Here is a 23912-nt window from a genome sequence, read left to right on the forward strand (position 1 = left end):
AGCGCACGGAGGACAAAGGCAGCCTTAATAATAACAAATATCGGCTTAATATATAGGCTTTAACTCAACCTGTCTAAGGCTTCCGATTTGAAGCAGCCTCAACTACCGCGGTCAAAGTAAGCTCATTACTTACTGACACTTCAGGCATAGGCGCAGCAGCACCGACAGCCATCATGGTATTTTCTTTATAAGCTCTCAAAGGTTGCACTGGAGGACGGTCGCCAGACACAAAAACCAAATTACTCACACTATAGTTTTGCGTTGGATATACCTTGTTCAATCGTCCTAGTTCATCATTCACTTGCTGATATAATTGCTCGCGAACTTTAACTAAAACCGCCTGAACCTCCTCCAAGCTTGGTTTAAATTCGACGCTAGCAACTTCATATTTGGCTCCAGGAACACTTACTGATTTAGCATTTTGATAAATAGCAGTTAATGCCGTTTGATTCACCCGCGCCTGTGCTTGAACGTAAAGTTTTTCTAAACCTGAACTATCCTGTGAACGATCAAAGGCAGTTAAATGCCAATCTCCTTCAGCAATCTTATTTAATCGCTCCATAATATCAGAGCGAGCTTTTACTAAATCTGCATTCGACAAAGTAACATTAATATTAACACCTAATAATGCTGATTGAGTCGTGACCCATTGCTTTGCTGAAACTTGAAAAAGAACCTTATCGAGAACTATCTGAGGCGGAAACACTGCATCTGCCGCGAAAACAAATGGTGTAATTGCCATCAAAGCAAGCACCTTAGCAACTGCCTGTCGCATAATCGTCTCCAACTTAATTAATTGTATGATGAACTCAAGTTAGTTTATACCAGCAACTCACCAGAAACCAAATTATCATTGATTTAATTTTTAAATAGGACTATAACTTCTGCAAAAAAATATTCGTAACAGGAGTGTAGGTAATGATGTCTGTTGAAAATATAAGCACTGCCAGCTCAGCACGAGCTGATGATGATTTCCTTGAATACGCCCTAGCACATGGGTTTGGTGATTTGCATTTTAAAGTAGATCCTGAAACAGGCATGAAAGCCATCATTGCCATACATAACACCAAATTAGGCCCCGCTTTAGGTGGCTGTCGTTTTATTGAATACCCTAACACTGCTGCAGCCCTTAACGATGCAATGCGTCTTGCTCGTGGCATGAGTTATAAAGCTGCCTCAGTAAATTTACCGTTAGGTGGTGGTAAATCAGTAATCATCAAACCACATGGCTCTTTTGACCGTGCTGGATACATGCATAAGTTTGGAAAGTTTGTTAATGAATTAAATGGACGTTACATCACTGCTCTGGATAGCGGTACGCTCTTAAGCGATATGGATATTATTGGCGAACACACCAACCATGTTGCAAGTTTATCTAAATATGATGGCGATCCATCTCCCTCAACTGCACGTGGAATTTTACGTGGTATCCAAGCTGCCGTTGCGTATAAACTCGGCAAAGATAATCTTAAAGGCGTTCATGTTGCTATCCAAGGTTTAGGTCATGTGGGTTATCTTCTTGCCCAACATTTACATGAATTAGGGGCAACACTAACTGTTGCTGATATTTCTCCTGCTGCGGTAGAAAAAGCAATTAAAGAATTCGGTGCTAAGCCTGTAACTACAGAAGAAATTCACAAAGTTCCTTGTGATGTATTTGCTCCCTGCGCTTTAGGTGCAATACTCAATGATATTACTATTCCTCAGTTGCAAACGACTATTGTTGCTGGTGCTGCAAACAACCAACTTGCTCATACCTATCATGGTAAATTATTGCATGAAAAAGGTATTCTCTTAGCGGTAGATTATGTAATTAATGCGGGCGGATTAATTTTCGCAGCATCTAAGTATCTGCATACTCCAGAGAGCAAAATTAATGAACAAATCGATAATATTCGGGAACATTTAACTGAAATTTTTGCCCGTTCAGCAAAAGAAAATGTCCCCACTAATGAAATTGCCGATGCAATGGCTCAAGAGAAATTAGCATAATGAAACAATTAAGCCTGACTCTAGAGCTTTATGACTACATTTTGGATAAATCATTGCGTGAGCATCCTACCTTGGAACGCTTGCGCAAGGATACTTCCTTAATGGAACTAGCAAACATGCAAGTTGCGCCAGAGCAAGCACAATTCATGCAGTTTCTCTTACGCACCATAGGTGCCAAGAATGTATTGGAACTAGGAACATTCACGGGCTATAGTGCTTTGGCCATGTCTTTAGCCCTACCCGAAGATGGTCGTTTAATTACCTGTGACATTAGTGCTCAATGGACTAAAAAAGCTCATCTTTTTTGGGAAGAAGCCCAGCAGGCAGAAAAGATTGAATTGCGTCTTGGACCAGCTCTAAACTCTTTGCAGGCACTCATTGACGAGGGTTGGGAGCAAAAATTTGATTTTATCTTCATTGATGCGGATAAAACCAACTACGTTCAATACTATGAATTGGCATTACAACTGATTCAACCTAAAGGCATAATTGCTATTGATAATGTTCTTTGGGATGGTAAAGTGATCGATGAGCACGACACCAATGGCCAGACCCGAGAAATAAAAAAATTAAATGATTTGATTAAAAATGACCAGCGGGTGTTTACCAGCATGTTACCCATAGCCGATGGATTGTTTTTAGTGCACTTGGCATAGGCTTAGGTTTGTCAACTTAAGCCCAAAGCACGATAAGGAAACCTATAAAGGAGTATAACGAATGCAAAAAAATGAGAACCCATGTGGATTAGATGGCTTTGCTTTTTTAGAGTTCTCAGGACCTGACAAAAGACGCCTACATCAACAATTTCTCGATATGGGCTTTCAAATTACCGCAACCCATAAAGACCAGGACATAGTCTTATTTCAACAAGGGCAAATTCAATTCATAGTTAATGCAACAACACACAGCCAAGCAGCAGCTCACGCAGCCACTCATGGCCCTGGCGCCTGTGCAATGGGCTTTAAAGTACGTGACGCTAAAGCCGCTTTTGCGCATGCAATTAAGCATGGAGCCACTGCCTTTGAAGATTGTGAACATGCCCATCATGGCCTGCCCGCAATTCAAGCAATTGGTGGTAGCGTCATTTATTTTGTTGATGACCAGCATCAACCTTTTGCCCAACACTGGACAAATAAAGCAGATGCACCTGCAGGTAATGGTCTTTTACTTATTGATCATCTAACTCATAACGTCTTCCGCGGTAATATGGATAAATGGGCTAATTTCTATGAGCAGATTTTTAATTTCCAAGAAATCCGTTATTTTAATATCAAAGGCAAAATGACCGGTTTGCTTAGCCGTGCCCTAGGTAGCCCCTGTGGGAAAATCAAAATTCCTTTAAATGAATCCAAAGATGATGTATCGCAAATTGAAGAATTTCTCCATGAGTATCATGGTGAAGGCATCCAACATATGGCCTTGACCACCGACAATATTTATCATACGGTGCATAGTCTAAGAGACCAAGGGGTTCAATTCCTTGATGTTCCAGACACCTATTATGAAATGCTGCAAGATCGCCTCCCATGGCATCAAGAGCCAGTAAAACAGCTGCACCAAGAAAAAATACTGATTGATGGGGAAACTGATCCTAAACATGGTTTATTGCTGCAAATCTTTACTGAAAATATTTTTGGCCCGGTGTTTTTTGAAATTATTCAGCGTAAAGGTAATCAAGGGTTTGGTGAAGGAAACTTCCAAGCGTTATTTGAAGCAATTGAACGTGACCAAATCAAACGTGGTACTTTAAAAGAAGTTCAGTAGGAATCTTTATGAAACTAGCGACGTTAAAATCAGCCTCTTCACGAGATGGAGAGTTATGCGTGGTCAATCAAACATTGACCCACGCAGTACGCGTTCCGCACATTGCTGCCAATATGCAATACGCTCTAGATCATTGGCAACAAGTTGAACCTGAATTGCAACAGATATACCAGCAGTTAAACGAAGAGCATTTGAACGATGCATTTGCATTCGATCCCCAGCATTGTACTTCTCCCCTACCCCGTGCGTATCAGTGGGCTGATGGCAGCGCCTATGTGAACCATGTTGAATTGGTCCGCAAAGCTCGCGGCGCAGAAATGCCAGAAGATTTTTGGACTAATCCACTGATGTATCAGGGAGGCTCAGATACCTTCCTTGGCCCAAGAGATCCAATCCTTACAGCCGATGAAGCTTATGGAATCGATTTTGAAGCAGAAGTTGCCGTGATTACAGATGATGTGCCGATGGGAGTTGAGGCTGAAGATGCTGGAAAACATATTAAATTACTGATGTTAGTTAACGATGTTTCTTTGCGTAATTTAATTCCTGAAGAGCTAGCCAAGGGCTTTGGTTTTTTCCAATCAAAACCATCAAGCAGCTTCTCTCCTGTAGCTATTACTCCTGACGAACTCGCGCATTCGTGGGATGGTCAGCGAGTACATCTCCCTCTCATTAGCCACTTAAATGGGCAACTATTTGGCCAGCCTGAAGCCGGTATTGATATGACCTTTTCATTTACTGAATTGATCCAACATGCCGCAAAAACTAGGGCACTAAGTGCAGGAACAATTGTTGGTTCAGGAACCGTATCGAATCTGGACCGCAGTAAAGGTTCTTCCTGTATTGCAGAAAAAAGAATGTTGGAAATCCTAGAACACGGCCAAGCTAAAACCCCCTTTATGCATTTTGGAGATACGATTCGCATCGAAATGCTAGATAAACAGGGTAAGAGCCTTTTTGGGGCCATCGAACAAACTGTGAAGCAGGGGTAAGCCGAAATCATGATGAAACTTTACGATTACTTTCGCTCTACCGCCAGTTATCGTGTACGCATTGCCATGAATCTTAAAGACATCAATTATGAAAAAATCGGCATTCATTTAGTTAATAATGGGGGAGAGCAACATCTCCCCGAATACCGTAAGATCAATCCGCAAGGGCTGGTGCCTTGTTTGGAGGTTGAAGGAGAAACAATTAATCAATCCTTGGCCATCATTGAGTATTTGGAGGAAATCTATCCGAACCCATCATTACTACCACCAGATCCTTTTGCCAAAGCTACGGTACGCTCACTTGCATTAATGATCGTTTGTGACATGCATCCATTAAATAATTTACGCGTGTTAACTCAGTTGAAAGCGGAATTTAATGCCAATGAATCACAAGTTACTGAATGGTATCATCATTGGTTAAAAATCGGATTTGATGCGCTTGAAGCAAAGCTACAAACCATTAAGCGTACGCAGCCATATTGTCTCGGAGATAGCCCGTCCATGGCGGATCTTTGTCTTATACCCCAAGTATTTAACGCGAAGCGTTTTAATTTTGCGTTGGATGATTACCCACTAGTCCGGGAAATTGATGCTCATTGCTTAACATTAAAAGCGTTTCAGGATGCAGCTCCGAAAGAAGAGTAGACTGAGAAGTAGGCTGGGCCGTTAAGCCCAGCAAACATGGTTCTTGTTACTCTCGATGCTGAGCTTAACAGCCTAGCCTACATTTTTAGCCGTGGTTTGGAAATTCCATCCAAGCTCTTATTTAAAACCACGCCTTCTTTAACTCCGACGTTACCACTCCCTGAGGTGTTTTTTCCAACATACTCCATGTGGTTTTACAACGCTGCAAATAGCCTAATAATATATTTTCATTAGTACAGCGATAACGAACTGGCATTTCCTCGTAAACTTCAGTTGAGTAAACCGCTAAACATCGTTCGCCATTGGACAATTCAATCCCCCAGGGATAGGTCCGCGACATATCAAGGGTCTCATTTTGCGCATTATTTAAAGGAACCGATACATTAATTTGTACGCTATCGCCCACCCAAGGTGATTGTGGGCATAAAGCCTCTTTGCGATTAGTCCCGGCTTTAACAAAACAAGGATCAAAAGTTCGTCCCCCTGCTTCACAACGCCATGCATCCTCACGCACAATAATACGTGATTGAGACAGACAGTGCCCTACTAAAGTTTGTTTTACGATAGGCATTACTTGACCTGTGGCTTCACCATAAGGCCTGTATAGTTTCAATACAGTATCTTCAGCCTGCGCCAAGGTCGAACAACAAAATAATAACGCAAATAAAACTCTTTGCTTCATAATGCTCCCTCACCGATTTTATTTAGTGTATCATCGCATATTACATTCAACTACAGGAATAAAAAATGGCAGAAGTTTTTACCATCAAAGAATGTTTAGATGGTGTAGTCAACGTAGATGAGCAAGTTACTGTAAGAGGCTGGGTTAAAACCCGCCGTGATTCCAAAGCAGGTTTATCCTTTATTAGCGTGCATGATGGCTCCTGTTTTGCGCCAATTCAAGTTGTAGCTACTGATGCGTTGTCAAATTATCAAAATGAAGTTACCAAACTTAATGCGGGTTGCTCTATCATCGCTCGCGGTAAATTAGTTGCCTCTCAAGGCAAAGGCCAATCCTTTGAAATTCAAGCTGAGCATATTACTGTTGTTGGCTGGGTAGAAAACCCAGATACCTATCCTATTCAAGCAAAACGCCATACCCTTGAGTTTTTACGTGATGTAGCTCACTTGCGCCCTCGCACTAATACCATTAGTGCCGTAACGCGTATTCGTCATTGCTTATCTCAAGCAGTGCATCGATTCTTCCATGAGCAAGGTTATTTTTGGATACATACGCCTATTATTACATCCAGCGATTGTGAAGGTGCAGGGGAAATGTTCCGCGTATCGACTTTAGACTTAATTAATACGCCTAAAAATGCTCAAGGCCAAATTGATTTCAGCAAAGATTTCTTTGGTAAAGAATCTTTCTTAACCGTATCTGGACAATTGAACTTAGAAGCATATTGCTTAGCAATGTCTAAAGTATATACCTTTGGTCCGACCTTCCGTGCTGAAAATTCCAATACTAGCCGCCATTTAGCTGAATTTTGGATGATTGAACCCGAAGTAGCTTTTGCGACGCTTCATGATATTTGTGACCTAAGTCAAAATATGCTGCGCTATTTATGTAAGGCAGTATTGAATGAGCGTCTTGACGACATGGAGTTTTTCAATCAATTTGTAGCTCCTGGATGCATAGAGCGTCTTGAACATATAGTTAATTCTGATTTCGAAGTAATGACCTATACGGATGCGATTAAAGTTTTAGAGAAGTCAGGACAGAAGTTTGAATTCCCAGTCAGTTGGGGTCTGGATTTACAATCGGAGCATGAGCGCTATCTGGCCGAAGTTCACTGCAAAAAACCGGTAATTTTAACCAACTACCCACAAGAAATAAAAAGCTTCTACATGCGCCTTAATGATGATGGAAAAACAGTTGCCGCAATGGATGTATTAGCTCCTGGAATTGGGGAAATTATTGGTGGAAGCCAACGTGAAGACCGACTGGATATTTTCGACCGGCGTCTTGAAGAATGTAACCTTAATAAAGAAAGCTATCAATGGTACCGGGATCTACGTCGTTACGGCAGTGTCCCTCACGCTGGTTTTGGTTTAGGTTTGGAACGCTTAGTTAGTTATGTAACTGGTTTAGCGAATGTTCGTGATGTAATTCCATTTCCTCGTACACCGGGTCATGCTGAATACTAAGATCTGAACACATAGCCCGTATTGGCCAAGTCATAATACGGGCTAGAGCTTTCGCGCCTCTCTAAATAGGACGTGTAAAACAAGGTTCTGGCTCAGGCGAATTAACTGGAGCAGGAGGTACGCTTTTACGCGATAAAAAACCATGTTTTGAAGATTTAGCTAAGGAAGGTACTACTGCACCAAAATCTTTTAAATCATACTGTGCGCGATCAAATCCCTCTGAGGCAGAACGTTTCCGTTTTGCTCCACTAAATTTAACATTATGCAACTTTTCACTTGGTGCTTGTCCATCGTTAATACCCATCTTGATTACTCCCTATCGATTAAAAATATACTAACTTGATAAAGTCCCCTCTCCCAAAACCAGCACTCTATCCATGCGTTGTGCTAATTGTTGATCATGCGTCACAATCACTAGGGCGGTATTCATTTTTTTATTTAAATCCAGCATCAAATCAAAAACCTTGGTTGCTGTTGCCTGATCCAAATTTCCAGTTGGCTCATCAGCCAAGACACAATAAGGTTGATGAACCAGTGCGCGGGCAATCGCTACGCGTTGACGTTCCCCGCCCGAAAGTTGGGATGGTTTATGTTCTTTTCTGGCCTCAAGACCTACCGCATCAAGAATCATGCTTGCTTTTTCTTGAGCCTCATTAATAGAACTATTACCCAATAATAATGGCATACATACATTTTCAAGCGCAGAAAATTCGGGGAGTAAATGATGGAACTGGTAGATAAACCCTAAACCTTTATTACGCAACTGACAGCGTCGTTTTTCACTGATCTTCTGCCAATTTACGGCGTTAACTACTACCTCTCCACTGGTTGGCTTATCCAGGCCACCTAATAAATGCAAGAGTGTACTTTTGCCTGAACCCGAAGGACCAATAATAGCCAGCCGTTCCCCGCGAGCAATGGAGATATCTATTCCTCGCAGTACCTCTACTTTTGAGGAGCCATCATTATAGGATTTATAAAGTTGCTTACTGCTTAAAATAATATCACTCATAATGCAAAGCCTCCGCGATTACCGTTTTTGACGCGCGCCAGGCAGGATAAATAGTCGCCAAGAAACTCATTAATAATGCCATAACACATACTTTCCAAATGTCGCTAAACAGAATTTTAGAAGGCAGGTAATCTACAAAATAAATACTGGATGACAAAACCTGAACATGGAACCACGTCTGGAGATGATTCACGATAGTAGTAGCATTATCAGCCAAGAGCAGACCACCAATTAAGCCTAAGGCCGTTCCGACAACCCCTACCATCATCCCTTGAACAATAAAGGTCCATAGTATTGTTGAGGGTGTTGCTCCAATCGTTCTTAAAATCGCTATTTCTGCTTGCTTGTCATTCACTACCATCACTAAGGACGATACTAAATTAAATGCAGCTACAGCAATAATCAGCAATAAGATCATAAACATCATGGTTTTTTCCATCTTTACTGCTTCGAAAAATGCTCCATACTGTTCCGTCCAATTACCTGCTTGATACTCATCACCTAATAAATGGGATAAACGCACAGATAGCTCAGGAGCCTGATACACATTATTAATCTTCATTTTAAGGCCGGTAACATCATCACCCATTTGAAAAAGCTTTTGCGCATCTTCCATATTGATGAATGCTAAGCGAGTATCGAAATTAAACCCTGAGCCCGCAGAAAAGACACCAACAACCGTAAATCGTTTAAAGCGAGGAATCATGCCTGTTGGGTTCACCGTAGCTTGAGGGATCATCACCGTCACTTTATCCCCAATCATTGCTCCCATGGTATCCGCAATATTCTTACCTAAGATGATACCAAAATGGTTCAAGTTTTGGACGCTTCCCCCCAGCAACTTATCCTTTAAATGAGTGATTTTCTCTTCAACAGAAGGAAGTACGCCAGTTAATACAATGGGTAAAACTTGACCATCATGAACCAACAAACCTTGGCCGCCAACATAGGGGGCAACTGCCTTAATTTCAGGAATGGTCCGAATTTTTTCCTCAACTGCCGGCCAATTACTTAAGCGTTCATTAGGGCCTGTTACAGTAATTTCAGGAGCCATACCAAAAAAACGATTGTGTATTTGCTCATCAAAGCCATTCATTACAGACAAAACCGTAACTAGCACCGTTACCCCGATGCCAATACCCAGCATTGAGCTTAAAGAAATAAATGAGACAAAATGATTTTTCTTTCTGGAACGCGTATAACGCAACCCCATAAATAGGGCTAGTGGTTTAAACATAATTGCTTGAATTTTGGTTAAAGACCTATTGTAGAGAAAAACGCAGCCCAGCGATATAGTTAATACCCATCCCAAAGTAATTATTTCATTATCAGCTAACCCACATACTTATCCACAGAATTTGTGGATATCTCATCGTTCTGTAATTAATTTAAAATCAAAAAATTTCCTTCAATTTTATTCTCAATAACTCAGCCAAACATTTCACCACAGCAACTTCTATGAAACTCATTCTCCTTTATTGGGGATCACGTGCTCCGAGATTAGATTACTTTAACGTATATTTTTCTATTTAATAGTATTAATTTAATAAACTAACAGGTATTCTGTACAAACTAAAAGCACTCAATCCAATAAGGTAAAGTGAATGATTCTTAGTTCATGGTATTTTCCATCGTTAATTGCCCTGTGCCTCTATGGAGCTTGGGGATATTGGGGAACGAGAGCATCCAATTTTATTAGCCCACTTTCAATTACCTTTTATTCCAGTCTTGGGGTACTCATTTCCGGGATTATTGCCTTGATGCTACTTGGATTTAGACCCGATTTACATGCTAAAGGCGGACTCTATGGACTGCTTAATGGCTTAGCTAGTGGCATTGCTTGTATTTTTTTCATTTTAGCCTTACGCAATGGGCCAACCATGCCGGTGGTTTTAGTCACCTCAATGTACCCAATGATCACACTCGTCCTGTGTATGGTGTTCTTAAAACAAAGTTTAACCTTAAAGCAAGCATTAGGTATGGGCTTTGCAATTATTGCCTTAATTTTGTTTGCTACAGAATAAATTAGAGGTCTTTTATGAAAGCCTATTTGTTCCTCCTAACATTAATCTGCTGCAACCTTGCTCAAGCAAAACCTATTCTTGCTTTTGAACGCACGGGCTCTATTTGGATAGCAAACATTGATGGCAGCGATGCGAAAAAAGTGGCTGAAGGTTATGTACCTGAAGTGTCTCCTAATGGAAAATACATTGCTTACAATGTAATGGGTAATAACCACTCCACAAATCGTTATCTCGTATTATTAGCGCTTGAGTCTGGGAAAATAATTCAGTTAAAAAATATCCCATCCCAAAATAACTTTAATCCCGTGTGGTCTCCTGACAGTAAAAAGCTCCTGTTCAACACCTTCATTAACAATGAATGGCATTTGGGACTAATCAATGCTGATGGCAGCGGATACCGTACGATTAAAAATACCAAAAATGAGTACCAACCTACTTGGGCTAATAATGGAACTTCTTTTTTTAGCCATGATTTGTATTCAATTTATTGGTTGGATTTAGAGGGTAAGCTAATTAAAAAATGGCCGATTAATACTCTTATTCCAAACGGAAGCATGAGTAGCGCTTCTCGACTTAATATTTCACCCAATGGAAACATGCTGATTATGGATATCGATATGGATGAAGAATCCCCTGTATCGAGTTGGGAGGGGCCCCCTTCAGCACTATGGATCTTTGATTTTAACTCCGGAAAAGCTAGTCGTATTAGTCCTAAAGGTATGCTTGCCTGGAGCCCTTTTTGGATTAATTCGGAAGACTATTTATTTATTGAGCAGAAAAAAATGGATAAAACGTTTGGATTGTATCGTGGCTCACTAAAAAAGCCTTCCAGGCAGTTCTTATTACAGGATGCGCAGACGCCTAGTATTTCGCGGTAACAAAGGTAGATATGTCAAAGTGTAGGTTGTGGCCCCAGTCCAGCATCTAGGCCTATGGGGCTCAATGTGGGGCCTGGAATCCAACCTACAGGTCATTGCAGAATTTCTGCTCTTATCGGATTTAATTGCTCCAGATGAGCTTCATGATGCGTCGTCAAAAGAATACCACAATGAACCGCCTTTTCTTCCAACAGCTCTAACAATACGTACTGTGATTTCTTATCCAAACCATTTAAAGGCTCATCTAAAATAACAAAATCAGGTTGTCCTATCAGTGCAGAACTTAAAATAAATTTCTTTTTCGTACCAAACGACATATCTGCAATTTTAGTGTGCGCATGGTCTTGCAACTCAAATCGCTCAAGAAGCCGATTAATTTCCTCTATATCGTTTGTTCTTGCTTTTGCAAGCCAAAATAAAAACTCATGTCCTGTTAAAAAAGGATAAATTGGTAGGTCATCTGGAACATAAAATAATCTTTTTGCATTAACCCTATTATCTCGTACCGAATAGTTATTATTCAGTACAATAGAACCCGAATCAGGTAAATCCAAGCCAACAATTAAACGCAACAAGGTAGATTTACCAGCACCGTTCTCCCCTGTGATATGATACACCCTCTGCTGAAATCTATAAGACAGGTCAGTAAACAATACCTTATTAGAAAAGGATTTATTAACTCCCTTCAGCTCGATATTACGCTCCAAAACACGCTCCTAGAACAATATGTTGAACAATACCACTTCCCATAGTACCAAGCGATGAGGTAAATAAGCAAAAGCGTAATGATTGAGCATAAAAAATTCGATTGATTATTAGCCCAATAAAACCCATCACCAAAATAACCAAGAGCAATAAAAAATGGTTTTTAAAACTAAAAATACAGAACAAAAAAACAGGAAACAGTATCACGGTCAACAATGCGAAAATAATAGTTATTTCCTTTAGCCAGTTAATGTGTCGTTGATAGGGAAAGACCTGGTGAAATAAGGCATAATCTAATTTTCCTTTTTCAAAAAAAGCAAAGAGTGTGGATAAAATATATGTTTGCAAACCCACTAAAAAAAGAATAATCCCTTCTCGATTATCCAGCGCGCCTTGAAAAGAAAATAACTGTAAAATTAGTATGGAAACTGTCAAACAAAAAGTTAAGCGTGTTACTAGTGCTCTTTTGCTTTCTCTTAAAACCGCTAATTGGATAACAAAAATACCCTGACAGATACGACGATTCGATGCGTATATAGGGACTGTTTTAAATAAATAATTTTTTGTGCTTACAAGAGGTTCCACAGTCCAAATAATCAATCCACTTAGTAATAGTACAAAGCAACTAACACTATAATTTACAATCCAGCTCCCCTGTTTTGAACTCCAAAGAACAAGTAACAATGCAGAAAACAATAAAATACCATTCATCATTTTCCGATAAAGACAATTCCATAATAAAGTAATTAGTACCAATATCGTAGCAGCATAAAGACAATATTGAGATGAAACAAACCATGCTGCCTTAGCGTAATGAACAATGTTAAGAGCCCCACAAAAAACAGCAAACCAGACAATATTTAATGATAATAAGAGAATAATGAAATCTATTTTCTTATACGTAGAAGAAGGTATATGTAAAGTATGCAAATATTCTCTGAATGCCCCACCTTTTATAAAACGCGATTGCGATATGGTCATTGTCAGTAAAAAGATAACTAAGCAAACTAAATAAATTAGCTTCTCTGTTAGGGGCTTAGAAGTATCCACAAGAGCATAAAACGGAATACCTATTGCTTGAATATGTGCCACACCAGGTGCCAATAAACAAATGATGAAGGCTAACAATAACTTGTGTCGAGCAAGAAGCTCCGTCGTTTCATTAAAGTAGTACTGAATACGTAACTTGAGAAAATACTGATTAAAACCGCTCTTATCCAAATGATTTTGTTTAAACATAGATAAATGTGCCTAACATACAAAGATCGCGATGAAAGGATAGTTATTTTCTGTAGATAAGTACATAAGTGGACAATGATTAAATTATTTTACTCCTAATAAAGGCTTAATGTTCGTTTGTTATACTATGCCCCGTATTAGTTAATAAGAGAGTATAATATGTGGCTTTTTAAATTTTTTAGTTCTAGCTCAGAAAGTGTTGCTGATTCGCTTCCCGGATGCATCGAATCTACATCAAACGCAGCACTAATAGGCTCTGCATCCGCCATGGCTGTTGTAGGCTCCCCACTTATTATTGGATTTCTGATTTTAAATGAAGTAAATCCAACATTAGGAAATGCGATTTTAAACAAGTTGGGCCTCGGCTCTGATATGGTTGATGAGCTAGATATTCTGCCCACAGGCCACTATTATCAAGAAACTGAGGGTGCCATCGCTTTTGCCCAACAAGAACAATCAGAACGGCACAAAGCTCAAGCGCTAATAAACAAGATTGCAGAAAAACTAGTTCATGACTATGAAACTGCAGAGACATTAAAAGAAATTCCTGAAGAATACCTATGTCCCATCACCTTAAGTATCATGGTCGAGCCCATGCGAGTTATCACCTATGTGGAGAACAAAGAAGTTATTCATTATTTTGATAAAGATGCGATCGAGGAATGGTTAGAAAACCACGACACCAACCCTCTGAATAGACAAATGATTGTTTCGATAGAAAAAGATGAGGCATTTAAGCAAAAAATTCGTAGTTTTGTCGATGACCCTAAAAATCATAAAGAAACTGAAGAAGAACTGACTCAATCGACAACTGTAGCATCTATGTACTAATTCTGCCGTTACAGCCCGGTTGCTTGCAACCGGGAGACTCATCGTACTCATACCCCAAAAAAGCATATAAACACGTTATTGCTCAAATTGCGACATGACATTTTTTAGTGGAAAACTTTCGCTCACTACACTAACTGCTTTTTTAAAAACAGAAAATACCTGTTCTTCCCTATTTTTGGTTATGCTGCCATCAATAATAAGCTTTGTAAGCTCAGCTGCAATTTGCATTTGATTATTACACGCACTAATTGTATCTCTCATTACGTCAACCATCATGTGGTCGCTGTAACCCTCTTCCTCAAAAAGCGATCTGAAATCCATCTCTTCTTCTTGATTTTTCTTAGCCATGTTTATTCTCACCACGTATCAAAAGATGGAAGTTAATCATTTAACTGTATAAAAGCAAGAGGAATTTATGAGGGATGCTCGCAATAGAGAAATGGACAAATTAGTGAACGCGTACGAACTTTATGAATGAGAAACAGGTGGTTTAATTTAGGGGATTTGTTGAGTGTAAACTTTTACAAAAAGCTAAGAAGATTTGGTGCCCAGGGCCGGAATCGAACCGGCATGGTGTTACCACCGAGGGATTTTAAGTCCCTTGCGTCTACCTGTTTCGCCACCTGGGCTTTTCTTCTTATTTGGAGGCTGAGGCCGGAATCGAACCGGCGTCCACGGCTTTGCAGGCCGCTGCATAACCACTCTGCCACACAGCCAACTGATACTTGCAATGCACGCATCATTTGTATCTGTTGCTCTAAAAAAAAAGCGACTGTATCGTCGCTTTATTTTGGAGCGGGAAACGAGACTCGAACTCGCGACCCCAACCTTGGCAAGGTTGTGCTCTACCAACTGAGCTATTCCCGCGTCTCTACAGGGCTGCATTCTACAGGGTTTTCAGATCCTGTCAACAAAAAATTTAACTTTTTTTCGATAATTCTGGCCAGGCTATACAGAGGTAAATAACCATCGACCAAATAGTTAAAATTGCAGCCACGTATAACAAAATAAAGCCAAATATACCCCACCACGAATTGGCCGGATTAAAAGCTAATAACAAAAACAAAGCCGCCATTTGTAAAAATGTTTTCACTTTTCCAACATACCCCACTGCAACACTGGTTCGTTTACCAATTTCAGCCATCCACTCTCTTAATGCAGAAATCACAATTTCTCTGCCCACAATGATTATTGCAGGAATAGTAATGTAATTAAGATCCTTAACCCCCACTAAAAGCAATAAGCTAGTTGAAACCAAAAGCTTATCGGCCACCGGATCTAAAAATGCCCCTACTGGTGACATCATGTGTAACTTCCGTGCCAAATAGCCATCGAGCCAATCCGTAAAACTAGCTGCAGCAAAAATACCTGCGGATACAGCGCCAGCCCACTTAACAGGTAAATAGAAAATAATAATTAGTACCGGAATCAATACGATACGAAGTAAGGTTAATAAATTAGGTAAACTGGTCAATGTACTCAATGCTTGATACTCCCTTTGCAGACATAATCCTAATAAACATCAGCAGATGCCCTAAGGATAATATTAACGAAAAAATTTAGTGCTCTCACTGTGTTTCAATAATTTAGAACTTCACTTACTAACGCCTGCCTGAGTAGAGCTCAGCGCAATCCGAGCTAGAACTACAATCGGAATTCCTCCCATATTACGCTAGTTAATACGGCTAAGCTTCCTGAAATCGTCCTTTAACTTACGGGCACTAACCTCAATCATCGCTTAGATCTTATAAACGTAAATAATCAGCAAGCAACTTATAGTTATCAAATACGGCTAAAGCACCTGCTGCTTTTAATGCGCTTTCTTGTTGGTGATAAAAATCGACACCGATGACATTAACCTGGATGCTTTTTGCCATCTCTACATCGGTAACGGAATCACCTATCATTAATGTTGTAGCTATACGCCCACCCATTTCATCAATAATTTCTTCAAGCATCTGCGGGTGCGGCTTTGCGGGTACCTGTCCTGCGGAACGCGTAACCTTAATAAACTCATCAAGGCCGGTAGTCTGTAATGCCCGTGTTAATGACTGATGCCCTTTGTTCGTGGCAACAGCCATATTTATATGAGCATCATGTAGTTGCTGAATAAATTCGCGGACTCCAGGAATTAAAAAGACTTCAAGCGAACGCGTATGCATTGAGCGATGCACCGCATGTATTAACTGCTCATGTTCTTTGGCAGATAAGTGTGGGTATGCTTTTATTAATGCGCGTTCTAAACCCAGGTCTACATATTTTCTGGCCTCTTCTGGATCAAAAGCTCCAAAACCGAGTAAATCTGCTTCTATAGCAACAGTATGAAATACTGCACCTAAAGTATCTGCAATAGTGCCTTCCCAATCAAACACTACCAAATCATAAAGATTGCTCATTACTCACTACACTCCTCGCACGCAATTGTTTTAGTGTGTTAGAAAAGACTTCATCTGCATCAGCTTGAAAGAAATGCTTAGTCCCATTCAATTCAAATTGGATAGAACGTGCATGCAAATAAAGACGATGATGTCGATTATCTATGCCTTCTACTTCTCCTGCAATAGATCCATATTTTTCATCACCCACAATTACATGTCCTAAATGTGCACTATGTACTCGAATTTGGTGAGTACGCCCTGTTTTAGGGCTTGCCTCAACCCAACATGCCTGTTGGTAATTTTCAAGTAATTTAAATCCTGTTTCTGAGGCTTTGCCCTCATCGGTTACCGACACCACACGCTCACCTGATTTTAAGGTATTTTTTTCTAGTGCAGCGCGAACAGTTAATTGTTTTTTTCCTTCCCAGCGATGCGTTAGTAATGCCCAATAGGTCTTTTGTACTTCACGAGCTTCCAGTAAAGCATGCATGGCTCTTAAAGTACTTCTCTTTTTAGCCAGTAAAAGACAACCTGAGGTTTCTCTATCTAATCGATGGATTAATTCTAAATAAGCCAGATCCGGTCTGGTTTTTCTTAATGCTTCAATAACCCCAAGGCTTAAACCACTGCCGCCATGTACAGCAATACCCGAAGGTTTATTAATCACCAAAAAACAAGCGTCCTCAAAAATAACGCATTCTTTAAGGCGTTTTGCCATAGCATCACCAACAAATACTTCTTTTGATTCTGAAATACGAATTGGTGGAATACGAACCATATCTCCTGCACGCAAGCGAGAACTAACCTGTGCTCTCTTCTTATTAACACGAACCTCACCACCACGAATAATTCGATAAATGTGGCTTTTAGGTACGCCCTTTAAAATTCGGATTAAGTAATTATCCAGACGTTGTCCTTCCTCTTCATTACTTATCTCTCTATAACTTACTTCATTCATTGTCAATAAACCTGTTTTCTGGGCGTGTTTTTTTTGATATGATCGCCTGTAGCGTGGGAATAATTCCATGCAACCGAATTATAACGCATAAATATAAAAAAAGCGTAACTATTTACCGCACTGCCAGGGTATCTGCTTATAATTCACTATTAGAGCCATTTGGCTAAGAACGTGAACTTATCATCAGGCCCAATTTTGAGTCTGCAAACACAGCGCAGCACAAGGATAACAAGGTATAAGGCAATTAGTTACAGAAGAATCGCGCTTCCATTTAGGCTTAAAGATATAAGGAAGCGAACCAATATGCCAGAGACAAATTGATCACATACTTGACAGAAACCTACGCATGCCAGACATGCTTTATACCGACTGTGAACTACAAAAAGACTTTTACACGTCTCCTTTTTACGTGTTTAGTTCCCATTCAGTATATTACCCAGTATGCACCTCCAATGATTCAGGGAACATGCGTAAAGTCTGTCCACACGGCTGCGGATTCGCTTAAAGATCACATCTCTTACTGTTCAAAAGATGAACCTCTAAGATATATTGAGCCTTACACTATCGTAACTTAAATGAAAGCGCCCTAAATATGGGGTTACAGATGGAAAAAATGTTAATTAATGCAACGCAAACTGAAGAGGTACGTGTTGCACTTATTAAAGATAATCGTTTGTTTGACTTGGACATTGAATGCCCAGGTGAAGTAAAGAAAAAGGGTAATATTTATAAAGCAACCGTTACACGTCGAGAGCCAAGCCTTGATGCTGTTTTCGTAGAATATGGTTCAAAACGCCAAGGTTTCTTGCCTCTTAAAGAAATTGCACCTGAATATTTAAGCAGAAATCTTGATGATTTTGGCGATGATAAACCACCAATTACTTCGTTAATTCGCGAAGGTCAGGAATTATTAATCCAGGTAGATAAAGAAGAGCGCGGTAATAAAGGTGCTGCGTTAACCACCTTTATTACATTAGCTGGATGTTATTTGGTATTAATGCCAAATAATCCTCGTTCAGGCGGTATTTCTAGACGTATTGAAGGGGATGAGCGTGACGAATTACGTGAAACCTTGAATGCCTTGACGCTACCTGAAGATATGGGACTTATTATCCGAACTGCAGGAGTAGGAAAAAGCCAAGAAGAATTACAAGACGACTTAGATATGTTATGTAATCAATGGCAATCCATCAAACAAGCCTACAATACGGAATTATCACCCTGCCTAATCCATCAGGAAGGTGATGTCATTATTCGTTCTATTCGCGATAATCTGCGTAAATCAATTAGTGAAATTATCATTGATGATCAAATTTCTTACATTAAAGCAAAACAATATATTGAACGGGTAAAACCTGAGTTTTTACCTAATTTGAAGTTATACAATAGCAGTATCCCACTGTTCAATTTCTATCAAATTGAAAGTCAAATAGAAACGGCATACCAACGCCAAGTGATGCTACCTTCTGGAGGTGCATTAGTTATCGACAGAACCGAAGCTCTGGTATCAATTGACGTTAACTCGGCTAAAGCCACTGGAGGCTCTGATATTGAAGCCACTGCCTTCAATACTAATATCGAAGCTGCGGATGAAATTGCGCGTCAATTACGTCTGCGTGACTTGGGTGGTTTAGTGGTTATCGATTTCATCGATATGAGCTCAAGCAAGAACCAACGCGATGTTGAAAATCGCTTAAAAGAAGCATTACAAGCAGATAGAGCGCGCATCCAGGTTGGTCGGATTTCTCGCTTTGGCTTATTAGAAATGTCGCGTCAGCGTCTGAGATTATCTTTAGGCGAAACAGCTCAAGAAATTTGCCCGCGCTGTGAAGGTCGCGGTACTGTACGTAATATTCAATCGCATGGGCTTTCTATTACCCGTCTTATTGAAGAAGAAGCATTAAAGGAAAAGACCGCTGAAATACAAGTACAGCTTCCTCCAGAGATGGCTACATTCATTATGAATGAAAAGCGTAATTTCATCCGAGAAATTGAAAAAAGACATAATGTTTCAGTAATGATTATTGCTAATCCTTACATGCATTCACCCCAGTATACGATTACTCGTTTGAAAGAAGATAACGTAGGTAAAACTAAAAAACCAAGTTATAGCTTAATTCAGCAACCTGAATTGCAAGTTACAAGTAATGAGCAAGAGGCGGCTGTGCGTGACGAACCTGCAGTAAAACCATTTGCCGGTCATCCTACGCCTAAAAACCTCCATACCGGCTTTATTAAGCGTTTATGGTCAAGTTTATTTGGTGCCCATACAGATACCACAACACCTGCTGCACCTAGCCATACGAAAAAAACGCATAATCGTAATCCTCAACAAGGGAAATCAACGCCCCGTGGAACAGGTGGCGAACGCAAGCCCCAACAAAACCGCAGACGTCGCTCCGGAGGTAATCAGCAGCAACGTACAGGAAATGTCGGTGCCAATGCCAATACAGGCAATACAGGCAATGCGAATGCAGGAAATACGAACGCGGGGAATGCAAATGCAGGCCAGCAGCAACAACGCCGAAGATCAAATACCAATCAGCAGGGTTCCCGTTCTTCTACACCACGTGAAGGAAATAAAAAAAGGGAAACAACCCCTAAAGAACAAATAGAAAAATAGCCTTTTGTATCCGAGTTGCTTGCAACTAATCAGATCCGAATTACCGCGGTCAGCCGCGGTAATTCATACATAGTAAGCCACAAAGTATCTTCTTCCTTACACTCCCCCAACATTGTTTTCTAAGAACTCCTAGTTACAAACCACTCCCCTTTCATATTCATCATAAGGCTTGACGGTTAACCCAAAGCCCCCTATCTTTAGATTCCATTATCACTTTATTAAAGGACTAAAAATGATACCTGTAAAAGGATATGCTGCCCATGATACCAAATCCCCATTAATACCTTATGAGTTCAATCGTCGTGAAGTAGGAAAAAATGATGTCTTAATCGATATTCATTATTGTGGTATTTGTCATTCAGACATTCACCAAGTTCGCGATGAATGGGGCGGTTCTTCTTTTCCAATGGTTCCAGGGCATGAAATCATTGGTACTATAAGCAAGGTTGGCTCAGAGGTAACCCACTTCAAAGAAGGAGATCGCGTTGGTGTAGGTTGTTTTGTTGATTCGTGTCGTAAATGCGTTAATTGTAAAGAAGATTTAGAACAATATTGCGACGAGGGAGCTACGCTAACCTATAACAGTAGAACTCGTGATGGTAGTGAAGCCACTCAAGGTGGATATTCCACAAAAATTGTTGTGGATAAAAATTATGTGTTACGTGTCCCCGAAAATTTACCTATGGATGCAGCTGCCCCTCTTCTCTGTGCGGGTATTACCTTATATTCGCCGCTTAGACATTGGAATACTGGTCCTGGAAAACGAGTTGCTATCTTAGGCTTAGGTGGTTTAGGGCATATGGGCGTAAAACTAGCTCATGCCATGGGGGCTGAGGTTTCTGTGCTGAGCCATTCAATGAATAAAGAAGCTGACGCGAAACGTTTAGGGGCTGATCACTTCTATGCAACTTCGGATCCCCAAACATTTAATAAACTAGCTAACCATTTTGATCTTATCATTTGCACGGTTTCTGCTAAATTAGATTGGACGCAATATTTAAATCTGCTGAAACGTGATGGGGCTATGGTGGTAGTTGGCGTACCCTCCGATGAAATTCCCATACATGCCTTTGCTCTGATTGGTAAACGCTTAACCTTAGCAGGCTCGATGATTGGCGGGATAAAAGAAACCCAGGAAATGCTCGATTTTTGTGGAAAACATAATATCGTCTCCGATATTGAATTAATTCCAATGCAGAAAGTCAATGAAGCTTATGAGCGTGTAGTAAAAAGTGATGTACGGTATCGTTTTGTTATTGATATGGCCTCTTTGTCATCCTGAAATAGGAAACCATAAGATGACTTTGTCTGACCATGTTGAAAACTTTATTCCATTACGCTCATTAAGAATACACTTAATAAAAGAGGCAAATGGTTTCCCTCATTGACTCAATCACTAATGAGGTTGCATAGCCCGTATCAACGGTTGGATACGGGCTGTTTTGTCTAGTATAGAATTCTAAGGCACCACCGCCGGACTAGGACCACCAAACAAACTCATAACCAACATAATAATAAATATCACAATAAACAAAAAGAATAAGATCTTAGCTATATTTGTAGCAGTTGAAGCAACGCCTCTAAAACCAAATAAACCAGCAACAATCGCAATCAACAAAAATATGACCGCCCAATGTAACATAACAATCTCCTTATTAATTACTCAACAGGTACCAGAGCTACCCTATTGTTTAATACAGCGTCATAATGTACTTTTTAAGTATAGATGATTTTGAGCGTTGGGTAACTATTACTACTCAGCAGCAATTGGATTGACTCCGATGTTGGGATTAATACCGCAATCATCAAGAATCTTGAGTAAATTGTTACCTTTTTTAGTGAAGCGATTAATACAATACTCAGTCAAATAACTTTTTAAAATATAATAATATTCATCCAAAATTAAAATACGTAGTATTTTCTCTGCTCGCTCTAAATGCTTGACTTGACTGAATTCACAGGCCTGAAATAAGACCCCACCCAACATTGCAGCAATACTTGCCTTTCGTTGAGGACTTGCCAAATAAAAACGTTGTATGCATTCGTCCAATGCGCGGTCTTTATCCCATTCCACCCATTCATCATAGAGCCGCATAGCCGGTGCTGGATTAAAGGCATTTTGCTTGATAATTCCTTGGATAGCATAAGCAACGGGAACGATTGCCTGTATATTGGCCCAAGAACAGTTACCAGCAATCTGGGGACTAATTGGCATTCGCGCTACGGGAATTAAGCCTAACTGCTGATTAATTTGCTGATGAAAATAACGCCGACTTTGTTTCTTATACATAAAGTTTTGTAAGAAACTTAGGTTAATTGCTTCAGGACGAGTAATTTGGTAAATATTAACCGTGCCTTCTTTGGTGCTATTTTCACCTCGATCTATTTTTGCCCACCATTGTCCAAAGCGAATAAACCCCATCGCATGTCCACGGCTGGCAGCAGGAAGAATCAACATGGGTGCCTGTAATATTTGCTGCATACGGGCAAAATGTTGATCTTGTAAGATAGGAATATGTTGGAATTGTAATAATTCAGCCGCGTCATTAAAGGCATCAATAATCACATGCAGTAAGGGAAAATAGTCGCGCAAATGGCGGGTTGAATAACTACTGGTAAAACGTCTTAGGGAGTCTTTGAGTACAGCAACTGTAAACTCCAGCATAAAGCCTTCGTAATCCAACTCAATAAACTCACCTTGAGCATTGATTATATCGACATCACCTTGTAATTCAAATCGATGTCCCAAAAGTTTGCCATTGATGAAGTCTAAAGCAAAATCGAGTCGCGCACCGTATTGATATAACAAATGTTTTAATGGATCTTGGCCGCGCAGAACGGGATAAACTAATATGGAAAGTCCATTGCGGGTATATGCATTTGCATCAGCGCCATGTTCTAATAATAATCGCACCATATCGATGTCATTATTATCAACAGCCCAGTGCAGAGGTGTATGCCCGGTTACATCTTGCCCGTTCACATCCACTTTACGTGCAAGCAATTGTGCTGCAATTTTAGGTTGGCGGGTAATCGCACATTCAATAAGCGGGGTAAAACCATATTCATCAATATCGTCTAAAGATTCACCAGCACGCACATAAGCATCAAAATCAGGCATCCGATGACTGATAATGTCATTAGCAATAGTCATTAGTAAGGCCCTCTAGGCGTAGGGGCATTACTAAATTTAGGCATGTTACCCAAACGCAATTGCTTCTCCTTTTCTTGCTCACGACGCTTATTATCGTATTCACGGCGCGCAGCTGAATTTAACGGAGGTTCGGGATTAACATTTGGGTCAATTCCATCAAAACGCTGATTATCCAGATAAGGATGTTGAAGCATGCCATTATCAGCAGCTTCTTCGGGGGTATCCCCAATATTATCAGTAGTGCTATGCTCACGCGCATTCACACGAGCTATTCTGCGTTCTCCATCTTGTTCCATGAGGCGCCTTCTGCGCTCCATCTCTTTGGTTTCGGCAGCAAAATAACTACTATCAGCCTTGCGGGCTGCTGGCAAATTAGTGTCTGGAATGGTTACTTTTGTGCTCATAATTACTGAGTATATACCTAAAAAAACTTTATGGCTAATTGCAGTACATTCTGTTAAATGTATCTGGAGTTAAGCAAAATGTCACTATTAATTTAATGTGGGCGGGGCTGTATTTTTTCAAGAGGTTGCTGATAATTAAATTCCTTACTGAGTAGCCCTGGG

The 23912-nt window shown here is 40.2% G+C and carries 24 protein-coding genes, 3 tRNA genes and 1 pseudogene; 11 read left to right on the forward strand and 17 right to left on the reverse strand.

The genetic code is table 11. From position 1 onward, the window contains the following. Positions 1-73: 73 nt before the first annotated feature. Positions 74-775 (reverse strand): hypothetical protein, encoded by a 702-nt coding sequence (locus E1P08_RS15110; RefSeq protein ID WP_133137832.1) that lies wholly within the window; start codon positions 773-775, stop codon positions 74-76. 143 nt (positions 776-918) lie between these two features. Here E1P08_RS15110 and E1P08_RS15115 point away from each other — a divergent pair, with 143 nt between their 5' ends. The 5 genes from E1P08_RS15115 to maiA all read left to right on the forward strand — a co-directional run bounded on the left by E1P08_RS15115 (position 919) and on the right by maiA (position 5393). After that, the gene (locus tag E1P08_RS15115; protein ID WP_133137833.1) at positions 919-1992 is read left to right on the forward strand and encodes a Leu/Phe/Val dehydrogenase; all 1074 of its coding nucleotides are present in this window, start codon (positions 919-921) and stop codon (positions 1990-1992) included. After that, a complete protein-coding gene (locus E1P08_RS15120) occupies positions 1992-2648 on the forward strand; it encodes an O-methyltransferase (protein WP_133137834.1) in 657 nt (218 codons plus the stop codon). Before E1P08_RS15115 ends, E1P08_RS15120 begins: the two co-directional genes overlap by 1 nt. Before the next feature lie 61 nt (positions 2649-2709). Further along, the gene (hppD, locus tag E1P08_RS15125; RefSeq protein WP_133137835.1) at positions 2710-3756 is read left to right on the forward strand and encodes a 4-hydroxyphenylpyruvate dioxygenase; all 1047 of its coding nucleotides are present in this window, start codon (positions 2710-2712) and stop codon (positions 3754-3756) included. Positions 3757-3764: 8 nt separating this feature from the next. After that, a complete protein-coding gene (locus tag E1P08_RS15130) occupies positions 3765-4748 on the forward strand; it encodes a fumarylacetoacetate hydrolase family protein (protein WP_133137836.1) in 984 nt (327 codons plus the stop codon). A gap of 12 nt (positions 4749-4760) precedes the next feature. Then, entirely contained in the window at positions 4761-5393 is a 633-nt protein-coding gene (maiA, locus tag E1P08_RS15135; RefSeq protein WP_133137900.1) for a maleylacetoacetate isomerase, read from the forward strand. 121 nt (positions 5394-5514) lie between these two features. Here maiA and E1P08_RS15140 read toward each other — a convergent pair whose 3' ends face one another. Further along, on the reverse strand, positions 5515-6075 hold the full coding sequence (locus E1P08_RS15140) for a hypothetical protein (protein ID WP_133137837.1): 561 nt from the start codon (positions 6073-6075) through the stop codon (positions 5515-5517). 65 nt (positions 6076-6140) lie between these two features. On the opposite strand from E1P08_RS15140, the gene asnS reads away from it, so the two are divergent. Then, entirely contained in the window at positions 6141-7544 is a 1404-nt protein-coding gene (asnS, locus tag E1P08_RS15145) for an asparagine--tRNA ligase (protein WP_133137838.1), read from the forward strand. 61 nt (positions 7545-7605) lie between these two features. On the opposite strand, the gene E1P08_RS15150 is transcribed toward asnS, so the two are convergent. From E1P08_RS15150 to E1P08_RS15160, 3 genes are read right to left on the reverse strand one after another with little or no spacing between them, the layout of a single operon-like run. Beyond that, positions 7606-7848 (reverse strand): hypothetical protein, encoded by a 243-nt coding sequence (locus E1P08_RS15150; RefSeq protein WP_133137839.1) that lies wholly within the window; start codon positions 7846-7848, stop codon positions 7606-7608. Positions 7849-7878: 30 nt separating this feature from the next. Beyond that, complete coding sequence (gene lolD, locus E1P08_RS15155; protein ID WP_133137840.1) at positions 7879-8556, reverse strand: lipoprotein-releasing ABC transporter ATP-binding protein LolD; 678 nt, start codon at positions 8554-8556, stop codon at positions 7879-7881. After that, the gene (locus E1P08_RS15160; RefSeq protein ID WP_133137841.1) at positions 8549-9793 is read right to left on the reverse strand and encodes a lipoprotein-releasing ABC transporter permease subunit; all 1245 of its coding nucleotides are present in this window, start codon (positions 9791-9793) and stop codon (positions 8549-8551) included. Before E1P08_RS15160 ends, lolD begins: the two co-directional genes overlap by 8 nt. Before the next feature lie 367 nt (positions 9794-10160). On the opposite strand from E1P08_RS15160, the gene E1P08_RS15165 reads away from it, so the two are divergent. Together E1P08_RS15165 and E1P08_RS15170 are read left to right on the forward strand one after the other, a co-directional pair. Further along, complete coding sequence (locus E1P08_RS15165; protein ID WP_133137842.1) at positions 10161-10580, forward strand: EamA family transporter; 420 nt, start codon at positions 10161-10163, stop codon at positions 10578-10580. 14 nt (positions 10581-10594) lie between these two features. Beyond that, positions 10595-11458 carry a TolB family protein gene (locus E1P08_RS15170; protein WP_133137843.1) on the forward strand — a complete coding sequence of 288 codons (864 nt, stop codon included), beginning with the start codon at positions 10595-10597 and terminating at the stop codon, positions 11456-11458. A gap of 92 nt (positions 11459-11550) precedes the next feature. On the opposite strand, the gene E1P08_RS15175 is transcribed toward E1P08_RS15170, so the two are convergent. Next, a complete protein-coding gene (locus E1P08_RS15175) occupies positions 11551-12165 on the reverse strand; it encodes an ABC transporter ATP-binding protein (protein WP_133137844.1) in 615 nt (204 codons plus the stop codon). Continuing rightward, on the reverse strand, positions 12155-13402 hold the full coding sequence (locus E1P08_RS15180) for a DUF6136 family protein (protein WP_133137845.1): 1248 nt from the start codon (positions 13400-13402) through the stop codon (positions 12155-12157). Before E1P08_RS15180 ends, E1P08_RS15175 begins: the two co-directional genes overlap by 11 nt. A 159-nt stretch (positions 13403-13561) precedes the next feature. Between E1P08_RS15180 and E1P08_RS15185 the strand changes: the two genes are divergently transcribed. Next, positions 13562-14233 (forward strand): T3SS effector NleG family protein, encoded by a 672-nt coding sequence (locus E1P08_RS15185; RefSeq protein ID WP_133137846.1) that lies wholly within the window; start codon positions 13562-13564, stop codon positions 14231-14233. A gap of 75 nt (positions 14234-14308) precedes the next feature. Here E1P08_RS15185 and E1P08_RS15190 read toward each other — a convergent pair whose 3' ends face one another. From E1P08_RS15190 to E1P08_RS15220, 7 genes are all read right to left on the reverse strand, one after another. Continuing rightward, positions 14309-14581, reverse strand: coding sequence for a hypothetical protein (locus E1P08_RS15190; protein ID WP_133137847.1), 273 nt, complete (start codon positions 14579-14581; stop codon positions 14309-14311). Between the two features lie 194 nt (positions 14582-14775). Continuing rightward, a tRNA-Leu gene (locus E1P08_RS15195) sits at positions 14776-14862 on the reverse strand. A 13-nt stretch (positions 14863-14875) separates the two neighbouring features. Beyond that, a tRNA-Cys gene (locus tag E1P08_RS15200) sits at positions 14876-14949 on the reverse strand. Positions 14950-15024: 75 nt separating this feature from the next. Next, a tRNA-Gly gene (locus E1P08_RS15205) sits at positions 15025-15100 on the reverse strand. A 52-nt stretch (positions 15101-15152) separates the two neighbouring features. After that, positions 15153-15716: a CDP-diacylglycerol--glycerol-3-phosphate 3-phosphatidyltransferase gene (gene pgsA, locus E1P08_RS15210; protein ID WP_133137848.1), complete on the reverse strand. Its 564-nt coding sequence runs from the start codon at positions 15714-15716 to the stop codon at positions 15153-15155. Between the two features lie 262 nt (positions 15717-15978). Continuing rightward, entirely contained in the window at positions 15979-16629 is a 651-nt protein-coding gene (locus tag E1P08_RS15215) for an HAD family hydrolase (RefSeq protein ID WP_133137849.1), read from the reverse strand. After that, positions 16613-17569, reverse strand: coding sequence for an RluA family pseudouridine synthase (locus E1P08_RS15220; protein WP_133137850.1), 957 nt, complete (start codon positions 17567-17569; stop codon positions 16613-16615). The genes E1P08_RS15215 and E1P08_RS15220 overlap by 17 nt, the downstream gene beginning before the upstream one ends. Positions 17570-18173: 604 nt before the next feature. On the opposite strand from E1P08_RS15220, the gene E1P08_RS15225 reads away from it, so the two are divergent. Next, entirely contained in the window at positions 18174-20192 is a 2019-nt protein-coding gene (locus E1P08_RS15225; protein ID WP_165485206.1) for an Rne/Rng family ribonuclease, read from the forward strand. A 232-nt stretch (positions 20193-20424) separates the two neighbouring features. Further along, positions 20425-21474, forward strand: a complete 1050-nt coding sequence (locus tag E1P08_RS15230) for an NAD(P)-dependent alcohol dehydrogenase (protein ID WP_133137852.1) — start codon at positions 20425-20427, stop codon at positions 21472-21474. 177 nt (positions 21475-21651) lie between these two features. Here the strand turns inward: E1P08_RS15230 and E1P08_RS15235 are convergent, their stop codons facing one another. The 3 genes and pseudogenes from E1P08_RS15235 to E1P08_RS15245 form a co-directional block, all read right to left on the reverse strand. Further along, positions 21652-21834, reverse strand: coding sequence for a DUF1328 domain-containing protein (locus E1P08_RS15235; RefSeq protein ID WP_133137853.1), 183 nt, complete (start codon positions 21832-21834; stop codon positions 21652-21654). 111 nt (positions 21835-21945) lie between these two features. Next, positions 21946-23346 carry a Dot/Icm T4SS effector AnkH/LegA3 gene (gene ankH / locus E1P08_RS15240; RefSeq protein WP_133137854.1) on the reverse strand — a complete coding sequence of 467 codons (1401 nt, stop codon included), beginning with the start codon at positions 23344-23346 and terminating at the stop codon, positions 21946-21948. Then, positions 23346-23723: pseudogene (locus E1P08_RS15245) on the reverse strand (Smr/MutS family protein); the annotation flags it as partial. The gene ankH and the pseudogene E1P08_RS15245, both read right to left, overlap by 1 nt. Positions 23724-23912: the final 189 nt, after the last annotated feature.

Source organism: Legionella rowbothamii (assembly GCF_900639985.1).
GTDB classification, from domain to species: Bacteria; Pseudomonadota; Gammaproteobacteria; order Legionellales; family Legionellaceae; genus Legionella; species Legionella rowbothamii.

What these genes read in the sequence shown, in the direction of transcription:
- E1P08_RS15110 (WP_133137832.1), bottom strand. Translation starts at nt 775, where the DNA reads ATGCGACAGGCAGTTGCTAAGGTGCTTGCTTTGATGGCAATTACACCA.
- E1P08_RS15115 (WP_133137833.1), top strand. Translation starts at nt 919, where the DNA reads ATGATGTCTGTTGAAAATATAAGCACTGCCAGCTCAGCACGAGCTGAT.
- E1P08_RS15120 (WP_133137834.1), top strand. Translation starts at nt 1,992, where the DNA reads ATGAAACAATTAAGCCTGACTCTAGAGCTTTATGACTACATTTTGGAT.
- hppD (WP_133137835.1), top strand. Translation starts at nt 2,710, where the DNA reads ATGCAAAAAAATGAGAACCCATGTGGATTAGATGGCTTTGCTTTTTTA.
- E1P08_RS15130 (WP_133137836.1), top strand. Translation starts at nt 3,765, where the DNA reads ATGAAACTAGCGACGTTAAAATCAGCCTCTTCACGAGATGGAGAGTTA.
- maiA (WP_133137900.1), top strand. Translation starts at nt 4,761, where the DNA reads ATGAAACTTTACGATTACTTTCGCTCTACCGCCAGTTATCGTGTACGC.
- E1P08_RS15140 (WP_133137837.1), bottom strand. Translation starts at nt 6,075, where the DNA reads ATGAAGCAAAGAGTTTTATTTGCGTTATTATTTTGTTGTTCGACCTTG.
- asnS (WP_133137838.1), top strand. Translation starts at nt 6,141, where the DNA reads ATGGCAGAAGTTTTTACCATCAAAGAATGTTTAGATGGTGTAGTCAAC.
- E1P08_RS15150 (WP_133137839.1), bottom strand. Translation starts at nt 7,848, where the DNA reads ATGGGTATTAACGATGGACAAGCACCAAGTGAAAAGTTGCATAATGTT.
- lolD (WP_133137840.1), bottom strand. Translation starts at nt 8,556, where the DNA reads ATGAGTGATATTATTTTAAGCAGTAAGCAACTTTATAAATCCTATAAT.
- E1P08_RS15160 (WP_133137841.1), bottom strand. Translation starts at nt 9,793, where the DNA reads ATGTTTAAACCACTAGCCCTATTTATGGGGTTGCGTTATACGCGTTCC.
- E1P08_RS15165 (WP_133137842.1), top strand. Translation starts at nt 10,161, where the DNA reads ATGATTCTTAGTTCATGGTATTTTCCATCGTTAATTGCCCTGTGCCTC.
- E1P08_RS15170 (WP_133137843.1), top strand. Translation starts at nt 10,595, where the DNA reads ATGAAAGCCTATTTGTTCCTCCTAACATTAATCTGCTGCAACCTTGCT.
- E1P08_RS15180 (WP_133137845.1), bottom strand. Translation starts at nt 13,402, where the DNA reads ATGTTTAAACAAAATCATTTGGATAAGAGCGGTTTTAATCAGTATTTT.
- E1P08_RS15185 (WP_133137846.1), top strand. Translation starts at nt 13,562, where the DNA reads ATGTGGCTTTTTAAATTTTTTAGTTCTAGCTCAGAAAGTGTTGCTGAT.
- E1P08_RS15190 (WP_133137847.1), bottom strand. Translation starts at nt 14,581, where the DNA reads ATGGCTAAGAAAAATCAAGAAGAAGAGATGGATTTCAGATCGCTTTTT.
- E1P08_RS15215 (WP_133137849.1), bottom strand. Translation starts at nt 16,629, where the DNA reads ATGAGCAATCTTTATGATTTGGTAGTGTTTGATTGGGAAGGCACTATT.
- E1P08_RS15220 (WP_133137850.1), bottom strand. Translation starts at nt 17,569, where the DNA reads ATGAATGAAGTAAGTTATAGAGAGATAAGTAATGAAGAGGAAGGACAA.
- E1P08_RS15225 (WP_165485206.1), top strand. Translation starts at nt 18,174, where the DNA reads ATGGAAAAAATGTTAATTAATGCAACGCAAACTGAAGAGGTACGTGTT.
- E1P08_RS15230 (WP_133137852.1), top strand. Translation starts at nt 20,425, where the DNA reads ATGATACCTGTAAAAGGATATGCTGCCCATGATACCAAATCCCCATTA.
- E1P08_RS15235 (WP_133137853.1), bottom strand. Translation starts at nt 21,834, where the DNA reads ATGTTACATTGGGCGGTCATATTTTTGTTGATTGCGATTGTTGCTGGT.
- ankH (WP_133137854.1), bottom strand. Translation starts at nt 23,346, where the DNA reads ATGACTATTGCTAATGACATTATCAGTCATCGGATGCCTGATTTTGAT.